We start from the raw sequence: 12,996 nt of genomic DNA on the forward strand, positions 1-12,996 counted from the left end.
GGCAATGCAATACAAACTTACTCGGATCGATCCGGATGCGACTTACGAGCAGTATCCGATCGGCGAACGGGAGACCGTTTCCGACCCGCTGCTAGAAGATCAGGTGCACAAGAACATCTTCCTGGGCAAGCTCGAGGATGTTCTCAACGGCGCAGTCAACTGGGGTCGCAAGAACTCCCTGTGGCCGTACAACTTCGGCCTCTCCTGCTGCTACGTGGAGATGACCACCGCCTTCACCGCACCGCACGATATCGCGCGCTTCGGTGCGGAGGTCATTCGTGCATCACCGCGCCAGGCGGACTTCATGGTCATTGCCGGCACCTGCTTCATCAAGATGGCACCGGTCATCCAGCGCCTCTATGAGCAGATGCTGGAGCCCAAGTGGGTGATCTCCATGGGTTCGTGCGCGAACTCCGGCGGCATGTACGACATTTACTCGGTCGTTCAGGGCGTGGACAAGTTCCTCCCCGTGGACGTCTACATTCCCGGTTGCCCGCCCCGCCCCGAGGCGTTCCTGCAGGGCCTGATGCTGCTGCAGGAATCCATCGGCCAGGAGCGCCGCCCGCTATCCTGGGTCGTGGGGGACCAAGGCATCTACCGTGCCGACATGCCCTCCGAGCGGGAAAAGCGCCGCGAACAGCGTATTCAGGTTACCAACCTGCGCAGCCCCGACGAAGTCTGAGCCTGTTCTTCCCCGGAAGACCCCAGGCTCATTCTTTACGTTGACGAATAGCGACCGAGACTATGACTGCAGACACCGTTCTGTCCATTCCGCCTTACAAGGCAGACGACCAAGACGTCGTCGTAGAACTGAATTCCCGCTTCGGCGCCGAAAGCTTCACCCTTCAGTCGACCCGCACCGGCATGCCGGTGATCTGGGTCGGCCGCGACAAGCTGATCGACGTCCTGAAATTCCTGCGCAACCTGCCGCGCCCCTACGTCATGCTGTACGACCTGCATGGCGTCGACGAGCGCCTGCGCACTCAGCGCCGTGGCCTGCCGGCCGGCGATTTCACGGTGTTCTACCACCTGATGTCGCTGGAGCGTAATAGTGACGTAATGATCAAGGTGGCCTTGTCCGAGGGCGACCTCAACCTGCCGACCGTCACCGGTATCTGGCCGAACGCCAACTGGTACGAGCGGGAAGTCTGGGACATGTACGGCATCACCTTCGCCGGTCATCCGCACCTGTCGCGGATCATGATGCCCAACACCTGGGAAGGTCACCCGCTGCGCAAGGACTACCCGGCGCGCGCCACCGAATTCGATCCCTTCAGCCTGACCCAGGCCAAGCACCAGCTTGAAGAGGAGGCCGCGCGCTTCCGTCCGGAAGACTGGGGCATGAAACGCCACGGCGAGAACGAGGACTACATGTTCCTCAACCTCGGCCCGAACCACCCCTCCGCCCACGGTGCCTTCCGCATCATCCTGCAACTGGACGGCGAAGAGATCGTCGACTGCGTGCCGGAAGTCGGTTACCACCACCGCGGCGCCGAGAAGATGGCCGAGCGTCAGTCCTGGCACAGCTTCATTCCCTACACCGACCGTATCGATTACCTCGGCGGGGTGATGAACAACCTGCCCTACGTCCTCGCGGTCGAGAAGCTCGCCGGCATCAAGGTGCCGCAGCGCGTCGACTTCATCCGCGTGATGATGGCCGAGTTCTTCCGTATCACCAGCCACCTGCTGTTCCTGGGCACCTACATCCAGGACGTGGGCGCCATGACCCCGGTGTTCTTCACCTTTACTGACCGCCAGCGCGCCTACAAGGTGATCGAAGCCGTCACCGGCTTCCGCCTGCACCCGGCCTGGTACCGCATCGGCGGCGTCGCCCACGACCTGCCGCGCGGCTGGGACGGCCTGGTGAAAGAGTTCGTCGAATGGCTACCCAAGCGCCTCGACGAGTATGAAAAGGCCGCACTGAAGAACAGCATCCTGCGTGGCCGTACCGTCGGCGTCGCCCAGTACAACACCAAGGAAGCCCTCGAGTGGGGCGTCACCGGTGCTGGCCTGCGTTCCACCGGCTGCGACTTCGACCTGCGCAAGGCTCGCCCCTACTCCGGCTACGAGAACTTCGAGTTCGAAGTACCGCTGGCCCACAACGGCGACGCCTACGACCGCTGCATGGTCCGCGTTGAAGAGATGCGCCAGAGCATCCGCATCATCGACCAGTGCCTGAAGAACATGCCGGAAGGCCCGTACAAGGCGGACCACCCGTTGACCACGCCGCCGCCGAAAGAGCGCACGCTGCAGCACATCGAGACCCTGATCACCCACTTCCTGCAGGTTTCCTGGGGCCCGGTCATGCCGGCCAACGAAGCCTTCCAGATGATCGAGGCGACCAAGGGCATCAACAGCTACTACCTCACCAGCGACGGCAGCACCATGAGCTACCGCACCCGGATTCGGACGCCCAGCTTCCCCCACCTGCAGCAGATCCCTTCGGTGATCCGCGGCAGCATGGTGGCAGACCTGATCGCCTACCTGGGCAGTATCGACTTCGTAATGGCTGACGTGGACCGCTGATATGAGCACCCTTATCCAGACCGACCGTTTCGCCCTCAGCGAAACCGAGCGCTCGGCCATCGAGCACGAAATGCATCACTACGAGGACCCGCGCGCGGCGTCCATCGAGGCCCTGAAGATCGTCCAGAAGGAACGCGGCTGGGTGCCTGACGGCGCCGCCGATGCCATCGGCGCGATCCTCGGCATCCCCGCCAGCGACGTCGAAGGCGTGGCCACCTTCTATAGCCAGATCTTCCGCCAGCCGGTTGGCCGCCACGTGATCCGTGTGTGCGACAGCATGACCTGCTACGTCGGCGGCCATGAGTCCGTCGTCGCCGAAATGCAGAAGCAGCTCGGCATCGGCCTCGGCCAGACCACCACCGACAACCGCTTCACCCTGCTGCCGGTCTGCTGCCTGGGCAACTGCGACAAGGCGCCGGCCGTGATGATCGACGACGACACCTTCGGCGACGTCCAGCCTGACGGCGTTGCCCAGCTGCTGGAGGCCTATCAATGAAGACCCTCACCTCCATCGGCCCGGCCAACCGCATCGCCCGCAGCGAAGAGACCCATCCGCTGACCTGGCGCCTGCGCGAAGACGCGCAGCCGGTCTGGCTCGACGAGTACCAGCAGAAGAACGGCTATGCCGCCGCACGCAAGGCCCTGACTGAAATGGCCCAGGCCGAGATCGTGCAGCAGGTCAAGGACTCCGGCCTCAAAGGCCGCGGCGGTGCAGGCTTCCCCACCGGTGTGAAGTGGGGCCTGATGCCGGCCGACGAATCCATGAACATCCGCTACCTGCTGTGCAACGCGGACGAAATGGAACCCAACACCTGGAAGGACCGCATGCTGATGGAACAGCTGCCCCACCTGCTCGTGGAAGGCATGCTGATCAGCGCCCGCGCCCTCAAGGCCTATCGTGGTTACATCTTCCTGCGCGGCGAATATGTCGACGCGGCGAACATCCTCAACCGCGCCATCGAGGAAGCCAAGGCCGCCGGCCTGCTGGGCAAGAACATCCTCGGCAGCGGTTTCGACTTCGAGCTCTTCGTCCACACCGGCGCAGGCCGCTACATCTGTGGTGAAGAGACCGCACTGATCAACTCCCTGGAAGGCCGCCGCGCCAACCCGCGCTCCAAGCCGCCCTTCCCCGCCGCCGTCGGCGTCTGGGGCAAGCCCACCTGCGTCAACAACGTCGAGACCCTGTGCAACGTGCCGGCGATCGTCGCCAACGGCGTGGACTGGTACAAGGCCCTCGCCCGCCCGGGCAGCGAAGACATGGGCACCAAGCTCATGGGCTTCTCTGGCAAGGTGAAGAACCCCGGCCTCTGGGAACTGCCCTTCGGCGTTCCGGCTCGCGAGCTGTTCGAGGACTACGCTGGTGGGATGCGTGATGGCTTCAAGCTGAAAGCCTGGCAGCCAGGCGGCGCTGGTACCGGCTTCCTGCTCCCGGAACACCTGGACGCGCCGATGTACGCCGCCGGCATCGCCAAGGTGGGCACCCGTATGGGTACCGGCCTCGCACTGGCCGTGGACGACAGCATCAACATGGTCTCCCTGCTGCGCAACATGGAAGAGTTCTTCGCCCGTGAGTCCTGCGGCTGGTGCACGCCCTGCCGCGACGGCCTGCCCTGGAGCGTGAAGCTCCTGCGCGCCCTGGAGCGCGGCGAAGGCCAGGCGGGTGACCTGGAGACCCTGGAGCAGCTCGTCAGCTTCCTCGGCCCGGGCAAGACCTTCTGCGCCCACGCACCGGGCGCCGTCGAGCCGCTGGGCAGTGCGATGAAGTATTTCCGTCCGGAGTTCGAAGCAGGCATCGCCCGCGAGATCCCGGCAGCGCGACCGATCCCCGTCGGCGCCTAAGAGCGTGTTCACGATCCCGCGAGCCGACGCGCAGCAGATCGTGAACAGGCTCCAAGAAGAATTCGCGCAGCGGCGGCCGTAACCCGGCCCCGCGCGCATGCTGATTCCATTAGCCAAAGCCCGGTCACACGGGCAGATGAAGACTGAACCATGGCCACTATCCACGTAGACGGCAAGACGCTCGAAGTCGATGGTGCAGACAACCTCCTGCAGGCCTGTCTGTCCCTCGGACTCGACATCCCCTACTTCTGCTGGCACCCGGCGCTCGGAAGCGTCGGCGCCTGCCGCCAGTGCGCGGTGAAGCAGTACACCGACGAGAACGACAAACGCGGTCGCCTCGTCATGTCCTGCATGACCCCCGCCACCGACAACACCTGGATTTCCATTGACGACGAAGAGGCCAAGCAGTTCCGCGCCAGCGTCGTCGAATGGCTGATGACCAACCACCCGCACGACTGCCCGGTGTGCGAGGAAGGCGGTCACTGCCACCTGCAGGACATGACGGTGATGACCGGCCACAACGCCCGTCGCTACCGCTTTACCAAGCGTACCCACCAGAACCAGCAGCTCGGTCCGTTCATTTCCCATGAGATGAACCGCTGCATCGCCTGCTACCGCTGCGTGCGCTACTACAAGGACTACGCCGGCGGCACCGACCTCGGCGTCTACGGCGCCCACGACAACGTCTACTTCGGCCGCGTCGAAGACGGCACCCTGGAGAGCGAATTCTCCGGCAACCTGGTCGAGGTCTGCCCGACCGGCGTGTTCACCGACAAGACCCACTCCGAGCGCTACAACCGCAAGTGGGACATGCAGTTCGCCCCCAGCATCTGCCACGGCTGCTCCAGCGGCTGCAACATCAGCCCCGGTGAGCGCTATGGCGAGATCCGCCGCATCGAGAACCGTTTCAACGGCTCGGTGAACCAGTACTTCCTCTGCGACCGCGGCCGCTTCGGCTACGGCTACGTCAACCGCGAAGACCGCCCGCGCCAGCCGCTGCTGGGCAACCAGAAGCTGAGCCTGGACAGCGCCCTGGACAAGGCCGCCGAACTGCTGAAAGGCAAACGCGTGATCGGCATCGGCTCGCCGCGCGCCAGCCTGGAAGGCAACTTCGCCCTGCGGGAGCTAGTCGGCGCCGAGAACTACTACTCCGGCATCGCCGCCAGCGAACTGGCCAATCTGCGCCTGATCCGCGACATCCTGCAGAACGGCCCGCTGCCGGTGCCGACCCTGCGCGACGTCGAGAAGCACGACGCGATCTTCGTCCTCGGCGAAGACCTGACCCAGACCGCCGCCCGCATGGCCCTCGCCCTGCGCCAGGCCGTCAAGGGCAAGGCCACCGACATCGCCGCCTCGATGAAGATCCAGGATTGGCACATGGCCGCCGTGCAGAACGTCGCCCAGGACGCTCTGAACCCGCTGTTCATCGCCAGCGTCACCGCCACCCGCCTGGATGACGTTGCCGCCGAAAGCGTCCACGCCGCCCCGGCCGACCTCGCCCGCATCGGCTTCGCCGTAGCCCACGCCATCGACCCGAGCGCCCCTGCCGTCGAGGGCCTGGACAGCGAAGCGGCCGAACTGGTCAAGCGCATCGCCGATGCGCTGTTGGCCGCCAAGCGCCCGCTGGTCGTCTCCGGCGCATCCCTGGGCGAGAAGGCCCTGATCGAAGCCGCCGCCAACATCGCCAGCGCCCTGAAGAACCGTGAGAAGAACGGTTCCCTCAGCCTGGTGGTGCCGGAATCCAACAGCCTGGGCCTGGCCCTGTTCGGTGGCGAGTCCGTCGACGCAGCACTGGAGGCCCTGACCTCCGGCAAGGCCGACGCCGTGGTCATCCTCGAGAACGACCTGTACCGCCGCGCCGACGCCGCCAAGGTGGACGCCGCCCTGGCCGCCGCCAAGGTCGTCATCGTTGCCGACCACCAGCAGACCGCCACCCTCGAGCGCGCCCACCTGGCGCTGCCGGCCGCCAGCTTCGCCGAAGGCGACGGCACCCTGGTCAGCCTGGAAGGCCGCGCCCAGCGCTTCTTCCAGGTCTTCGACCCGAGCTACTACGACGACAGCATCCTGGTCCGCGAAGGCTGGCGCTGGCTGCACGCGCTGCACAGCACCCTGCAGGACAAGGCCGTGGACTGGACCCAGCTGGACCAGGTCACCGCCGCCTGCGCCGAAAGCAGCCCGCAGCTCGCCGCCATCCGCGATGCCGCGCCGAGCGCCTCGTTCCGCATCAAGGGCATGAAGCTCGCCCGCGAACCGCACCGTTACAGCGGCCGCACCGCCATGCGCGCCGATATCAGCGTGCACGAGCCGCGCCAGCCGCAGGACAAGGACTCTCCCTTCGCCTTCTCCATGGAAGGCTATGCCGGCAGCGTCGAGCCTCGTCAGCAGATCCCCTTCGCCTGGTCCCCGGGCTGGAACTCGCCGCAGGCCTGGAACAAGTTCCAGGACGAAGTCGGCGGCCACCTGCGCGCCGGCGACCCGGGCGTGCGCCTGATCGAGGCCGAGGGCAAGGTACTGCCCTGGTTCGCCGTCAACGCCGCCTTCAATCCGGCCCAGGGCACCTGGCAGGCGGTGCCTCTGTACCACCTGTTCGGCAGCGAGGAGAACAGCTCCCGCGCCGCGCCGGTGCAGGAACGCATCCCGCAATCCTACGTGGCCATGGCCAAGGACGAAGCCGACCGCCTCGGCGTCAATGACGGCGCCCTGCTCGCCCTGACAGTAGGCGGCCAGACCCTGCGTCTGCCGCTGGCCGTCAAGGAAGAAATGGGCATCGGCCTGGTCGGCCTGCCCGTCGGTCTGCCGGGCATCCCGGCCGCCTTCGTCGGCGCCGTCGTCACCGCCGTACAGGAGTCCGCGCAATGAGCTGGCTGACGCCCGAACTGATCGACATCGTCATCGCCGTCATCAAGGCCATCGTCATCCTGCTGGCCGTGGTGGTCAGCGGCGCGCTGCTGTCCTGGGTGGAACGCCGCCTGCTGGGCCTCTGGCAGGACCGTTACGGTCCCAACCGGGTCGGCCCCTTTGGCGCCTTCCAGCTGGGCGCGGACATGATCAAGATGTTCTTCAAGGAAGACTGGACCCCGCCGTTCGCCGACAAGCTGATCTTCACCCTGGCGCCCATCATCGCCATGAGTGCCCTGCTGGTCGCCTTCGCCGTAATCCCGGTCACCCCCACCTGGGGCGTGGCCGACCTGAACATCGGCATCCTGTTCTTCTTCGCCATGGCCGGCATCGCGGTGTACGCGGTGCTCTTCGCCGGCTGGTCGAGCAACAACAAGTTCGCCCTGCTGGGCAGCCTGCGCGCCTCGGCCCAGACCATCTCCTACGAGGTGTTCCTGGCCCTGTCGCTGATGGGCATCGTGGCCCAGGTCGGTTCCTTCAACATGCGCGACATCGTTGAATACCAGGCCCAGCACCTGTGGTTCATCATTCCGCAGTTCTTCGGCTTCTGTACCTTCATCATCGCTGGCGTCGCCGTGACCCACCGTCACCCGTTCGACCAGCCGGAAGCGGAACAGGAACTGGCCGACGGTTACCACATCGAATACGCCGGCATGAAATGGGGCATGTTCTTCGTGGGCGAGTACATCGGCATCGTGCTGATCTCCGCCCTGCTGGTGACCCTGTTCTTCGGTGGCTGGCATGGCCCGTTCGGCATCCTGCCGCAGATCCCCTTCATCTGGTTCGCGCTCAAGACCGCCTTCTTCATCATGCTGTTCATCCTGCTGCGCGCCTCCATCCCGCGCCCGCGCTATGACCAGGTGATGGCCTTCAGCTGGAAGGTGTGCCTGCCGCTGACCCTGATCAACCTGCTGGTGACCGGCGCGCTCGTGCTGGCGGCCCAGTAAGGAGAAACACCATGATCAAAGAAATCATCCACGTCGTGCATGGCACCTTCACCCAGCTGCGAAGCCTGGTGATGATCTTCGGCCATGCCTTCCGCAAGCGTGACACCCTGCAATACCCGGAAGAGCCCGTGTACCTGCCGCCGCGCTACCGCGGCCGCATCGTCCTCACCCGCGATCCCGATGGCGAGGAACGCTGCGTAGCGTGCAACCTCTGCGCGGTGGCCTGCCCGGTCGGCTGCATCTCCCTGCAGAAGGCCGAGACCGAAGACGGTCGCTGGTACCCCGAGTTCTTCCGCATCAATTTCTCCCGCTGCATCTTCTGTGGCCTGTGCGAAGAAGCCTGCCCCACCACCGCAATCCAGTTGACCCCGGATTTCGAGATGGGTGAGTTCAAGCGCCAGGACCTGGTGTACGAGAAGGAAGACCTGCTGATCTCCGGTCCCGGCAAGAACCCGGACTACAACTTCTATCGCGTGGCGGGTATGGCCATTGCCGGCAAGCCGAAAGGCGCCGCGCAGAACGAGGCCGAGCCGATCAACGTGAAGAGCCTGCTGCCCTAAGGAGACGTGCGTGGAATTCGCCTTCTATTTCGCCGCCGCCGTGGCGGTGGCCTCCACCCTGCTGGTGGTGACCAACACCAACCCGGTGCATGCCCTGCTCAACCTCATCGTCTCGCTGCTAGCAGTGTCGATGTGCTTCTTCACCCTCGGCGCGCCCTTCGCCGGCGCGCTGGAGATCATCGTCTACGCCGGCGCCATCATGGTGCTGTTCGTCTTCGTGGTGATGATGCTGAACCTTGGCCCGGCCATTGCCGAGCAGGAGAAGAAGTGGCTCAAGCCCGGCATCTGGACCGGCCCTGCCCTGCTCTCCGCCGCCCTGCTGGCCGAACTGCTGTATGTGCTGTTCGGCAACGCCAGCGGTGCCACCATCGGCCACACGACAGTGGACTCCAAGACGGTCGGCATCGCCCTCTTCGGCCCCTATCTGCTGGCCGTGGAACTGGCCTCCATGCTGCTGCTGGCAGCCCTGGTCGCCGCCTTCCACCTCGGCCGCCACGAAGCAAAGGAGTAACGCCATGACTGGAATCCCACTGGAACACGGCCTGGCGCTCTCCGGCGTGCTGTTCTGCATGGGCCTGATCGGCCTGATGGTACGGCGCAACATCCTCTTCGTGCTGATGAGCCTGGAAGTCATGATGAACGCCGCCGCCCTGGCCTTCGTGGTCGCCGGCGCCCGCTGGGCCCAGCCTGACGGCCAGATCATGTTCATTCTGGTGATCAGCCTCGCAGCCGCCGAGGCCAGTATCGGCCTGGCGATCCTGCTACAGCTGTACCGCCGCTTCCATACCCTCGATATCGACGCTGCCAGCGAGATGCGCGGATGAACCTTCTATTCCTCACTTGCCTGTTCCCACTGCTTGGCTGGTTCATCCTGGCCTTCTCCCGCGGGCGCCTCTCCGAACGCACCTCCGCTGTCATCGGTGTGGGCTCGGTGGGCCTCTCTGCCCTGATCGCTGCCTGGATCATCTTGCAGTTCAACGTCAATCCGCCCGCCGGCGGCGTCTACACCCAGACGCTCTGGCAGTGGATGAGCGTGGCGGGCTTCGCCCCCAGCTTCACCCTCTACCTGGACGGTCTATCCCTGACCATGCTCGGCGTGGTCACCGGCGTCGGCTTCCTGATCCACCTGTTCGCCTCCTGGTACATGAGCGGCGTCGAGGGCTACTCGCGCTTCTTCGCCTACACCAACCTGTTCATCGCCAGCATGCTGTTCCTGGTGCTGGGCGATAACCTGCTGTTCCTCTACTTCGGTTGGGAAGGCGTGGGCCTGTGCTCCTACCTGCTGATCGGCCACTACTTCCAGCACACGCCCAATGGCAACGCGGCGTTGAAGGCCTTCATCGTCACCCGGGTCGGCGACGTGTTCATGGCCATCGGCCTGTTCATCCTGTTCTTCCACCTCGGCACCCTGAACATCCAGGAGCTGATGAAGCTGGCCCCCGAGAAGTATGTGGCCGGTGACGCCTGGCTCTGGGTCGCCACCCTGATGCTGCTCGGTGGCGCCGTGGGCAAGTCCGCCCAGCTGCCGCTGCAGACCTGGCTGGCGGACGCCATGGCCGGCCCGACCCCGGTCTCCGCGCTGATCCACGCCGCTACCATGGTGACCGCCGGCGTCTACCTGATCGCCCGTACCAACGGCCTGTTCCTGCTGACCCCGGAGATCCATGAACTGGTCGGCATCGTCGGCGGCGTGACCCTGGTCCTGGCCGGCTTCGCCGCCCTGGTGCAGACCGACATCAAGCGCATCCTCGCCTATTCCACCATGAGCCAGATCGGCTACATGTTCCTCGCCCTGGGCGTTGGTGCATGGGACGCGGCGATCTTCCACCTGATGACCCACGCCTTCTTCAAGGCTCTGCTGTTCCTCGCCTCCGGTGCGGTGATCAACGCCCTGCACCACGAGCAGAACATCTTCAAGATGGGCGGTCTGTGGAAGAAGCTGCCGTTGCCTTACGCCTGCTTCCTGGTGGGTGGTGCGGCCTTGGCGGCCCTGCCGCTGGTCACCGCGGGCTTCTACTCCAAGGACGAGATCCTCTGGGAAGCCTTCGCCAGTGGCCATTCCGCCCTGCTCTACGCGGGCCTGGCCGGCGCCTTCCTGACCTCGATCTACACCTTCCGCCTGATCTTCATCGTCTTCCATGGCGAGGCCAATACCGAGGCCCACGCCGGCCACGGCATCGCCCACAGCCTGCCGCTGGTAGTGCTGCTGGTGCTTTCCACCTTCGTCGGCGCGCTGATCACCCCGCCGCTGGCCGGTGTGCTGCCGGAAAGCATCGGCCATGCCGGTGGCGAGGCCAAGCACAGCCTGGAAATCGCCTCGGGCGCCATCGCCCTTGCAGGCATCCTGCTGGCCGCCATGCTCTTCCTCGGCAAGCGCCGCTTCGTCAGCGCCGTCGCCCAGAGCGCCCCGGGCCGCTTCCTCGGTGCCTGGTGGTTCGCGGCCTGGGGCTTCGACTGGCTCTACGATCTGCTGTTCGTCAAACCCTACCTGCTGGTCTGCCGCCTGCTCCGCCGCGATCCCATCGACGGCAGCATCGGCCTGATCCCGCGCGTGGTAAGGGGTGGCAACAGCGCGCTCAGCCGCAGCCAGACCGGCCAGTTGCGCTGGTACGCCGTATCCATAGTCGGCGGGGCCGTGCTCGTGCTCGGCGCCGTGTTGCTGACCTGAATCTACTTAAGGAATTGAGCCCGTCATGATTCTGCCCTGGCTAATCCTGATTCCCTTCATCGGCGGCCTGCTCTGCTGGCAAGGTGAGCGCTTCGGCACCACCCTGCCCCGCTGGATCGCCCTGCTGACCATGACCCTGCTGTTCGTCCTCGGCCTCTGGCTGTGGGCGACCGGCGACTTCACCCTGGCCCCTGCCCCCGGTTCCGATCCGGTGTGGGCAGAAGAGTTCAAGGTGCAGTGGATCGAGCGTTTCGGCATCACCATCCACCTGGCCCTGGACGGCATCTCCATCCTGATGATCGTCCTCACCGGCCTGCTCGGCGTGCTGTCCGTGCTTTGCTCCTGGCGCGAGATCCAGAACCGCGTCGGCTTCTTCCACCTCAACCTGATGTGGATCCTCGGCGGCGTGGTCGGCGTGTTCCTCGCCATCGACCTGTTCCTGTTCTTCTTCTTCTGGGAAATGATGCTGGTGCCGATGTACTTCCTCATCGCGCTCTGGGGTCATAGTGGCAGCAAGGGCAAGTCACGCATCAACGCCGCCACCAAGTTCTTCATCTACACCCAGTTCAGCGGCCTGATCATGCTGGTGGCCATCCTCGGCCTGGTGCTGGTGAACTACAGCAACACCGGCGTGCTCACCTTCAACTACGCCGACCTGCTGAAGGCCGAACTGGCGCCCGGTACCGAGTACCTGCTGATGCTCGGCTTCTTCGCCGCGTTCGCGGTGAAGTTCCCGGTAGTGCCGGTGCACTCCTGGCTGCCCGACGCCCACGCCCAGGCCCCGACCGCGGGCTCCGTGGACCTCGCCGGCATCCTGCTGAAGACCGCCGCCTACGGCATGATCCGCTTCGCGCTGCCGCTGTTCCCCAACGCCTCGGCCGAGTTCGCGCCGATTGCCCAGTGGCTCGGCGTATTCGCCATCGTCTACGGCGCCCTGCTGTCCTTCGCCCAGACCGACATCAAGCGCCTGGTGGCCTACTCCAGCGTGTCGCACATGGGCTTCGTGCTGATCGCCATCTACTCCGGCAGCCAGATCGCCCTGCAGGGTGCCATCGTGCAGATGATCGCCCATGGCCTCTCCGCCGCCGCACTCTTTATCCTGTGTGGCCAGCTGTACGAGCGCCTGCACACCCGTGACATGCGCGAAATGGGTGGCATCTGGGCACGCATGCCCTACCTGCCCGGCGTCAGCCTGTTCTTCGCCGCCGCTGCCCTGGGCCTGCCGGGTACCGGCAACTTCGTCGGCGAGTTCCTGATCCTGATCGGCGCGTTCCAGCAAGTGCCGTGGATCGCCGTGCTGGCCTCCACCGGCTTGGTGTTCGGCTCGGTCTACTCGCTGATCATGATCCACCGCGCCTACTTCGGCCCGGCGAAGAACGAAAACACCTACGAAGGCCTTCGCTACCGCGAACTGGTCATGGTCCTGGGTCTCGCCGGCCTGCTGGTCCTGCTCGGCATCTACCCGCAACCGGTGCTGGATACCTCTGCTGCGACCATGCATGGCGTGCACCAGTGGCTGGACTCCGCCGTCAATCAACTCGTCGCCCGGTAAGTAGGT

General features: G+C 65.1%; 11 protein-coding genes. All 11 read left to right on the plus strand.

The annotated features are described in order from the left end of the window. Nucleotides 1–4: 4 nt before the first annotated feature. The 11 genes from E8F12_RS29200 (at nt 5) to nuoM (ending at nt 12,990) form a co-directional block, all read left to right on the plus strand. The gene (locus E8F12_RS29200) at nt 5–682 is read left to right on the plus strand and encodes an NADH-quinone oxidoreductase subunit B (protein ID WP_028628745.1); all 678 of its coding nucleotides are present in this window, start codon (nt 5–7) and stop codon (nt 680–682) included. Nucleotides 683–744: 62 nt separating this feature from the next. Beyond that, nucleotides 745–2,526 (plus strand): NADH-quinone oxidoreductase subunit C/D, encoded by a 1,782-nt coding sequence (gene nuoC, locus E8F12_RS29205; protein WP_280328691.1) that lies wholly within the window; start codon nt 745–747, stop codon nt 2,524–2,526. 1 nt (nt 2,527) lies between these two features. Then, nucleotides 2,528–3,022: an NADH-quinone oxidoreductase subunit NuoE gene (gene nuoE, locus E8F12_RS29210; RefSeq protein WP_280288988.1), complete on the plus strand. Its 495-nt coding sequence runs from the start codon at nt 2,528–2,530 to the stop codon at nt 3,020–3,022. After that, nucleotides 3,019–4,365, plus strand: a complete 1,347-nt coding sequence (nuoF, locus tag E8F12_RS29215) for an NADH-quinone oxidoreductase subunit NuoF (RefSeq protein ID WP_280328692.1) — start codon at nt 3,019–3,021, stop codon at nt 4,363–4,365. Before nuoE ends, nuoF begins: the two co-directional genes overlap by 4 nt. Nucleotides 4,366–4,515: 150 nt before the next feature. Further along, nucleotides 4,516–7,224, plus strand: coding sequence for an NADH-quinone oxidoreductase subunit NuoG (nuoG, locus tag E8F12_RS29220; protein ID WP_280328693.1), 2,709 nt, complete (start codon nt 4,516–4,518; stop codon nt 7,222–7,224). Then, entirely contained in the window at nt 7,221–8,210 is a 990-nt protein-coding gene (nuoH, locus tag E8F12_RS29225; RefSeq protein ID WP_280328694.1) for an NADH-quinone oxidoreductase subunit NuoH, read from the plus strand. Before nuoG ends, nuoH begins: the two co-directional genes overlap by 4 nt. A gap of 11 nt (nt 8,211–8,221) precedes the next feature. Continuing rightward, a complete protein-coding gene (gene nuoI, locus E8F12_RS29230; protein WP_028628751.1) occupies nt 8,222–8,770 on the plus strand; it encodes an NADH-quinone oxidoreductase subunit NuoI in 549 nt (182 codons plus the stop codon). 10 nt (nt 8,771–8,780) lie between these two features. Continuing rightward, nucleotides 8,781–9,281: an NADH-quinone oxidoreductase subunit J gene (gene nuoJ / locus E8F12_RS29235; RefSeq protein ID WP_280328695.1), complete on the plus strand. Its 501-nt coding sequence runs from the start codon at nt 8,781–8,783 to the stop codon at nt 9,279–9,281. A gap of 4 nt (nt 9,282–9,285) precedes the next feature. After that, nucleotides 9,286–9,594: an NADH-quinone oxidoreductase subunit NuoK gene (gene nuoK / locus E8F12_RS29240; protein WP_280328696.1), complete on the plus strand. Its 309-nt coding sequence runs from the start codon at nt 9,286–9,288 to the stop codon at nt 9,592–9,594. Further along, entirely contained in the window at nt 9,591–11,438 is a 1,848-nt protein-coding gene (nuoL, locus tag E8F12_RS29245) for an NADH-quinone oxidoreductase subunit L (protein ID WP_280328697.1), read from the plus strand. The genes nuoK and nuoL overlap by 4 nt, the downstream gene beginning before the upstream one ends. A gap of 25 nt (nt 11,439–11,463) precedes the next feature. Next, nucleotides 11,464–12,990, plus strand: coding sequence for an NADH-quinone oxidoreductase subunit M (gene nuoM / locus E8F12_RS29250; RefSeq protein WP_280328698.1), 1,527 nt, complete (start codon nt 11,464–11,466; stop codon nt 12,988–12,990). Nucleotides 12,991–12,996 lie beyond the last annotated feature (6 nt).

Origin of the sequence: Pseudomonas sp. BN102 (genome assembly GCF_029871245.1) — a bacterium.
Taxonomy (GTDB): Bacteria; Pseudomonadota; Gammaproteobacteria; order Pseudomonadales; family Pseudomonadaceae; genus Metapseudomonas.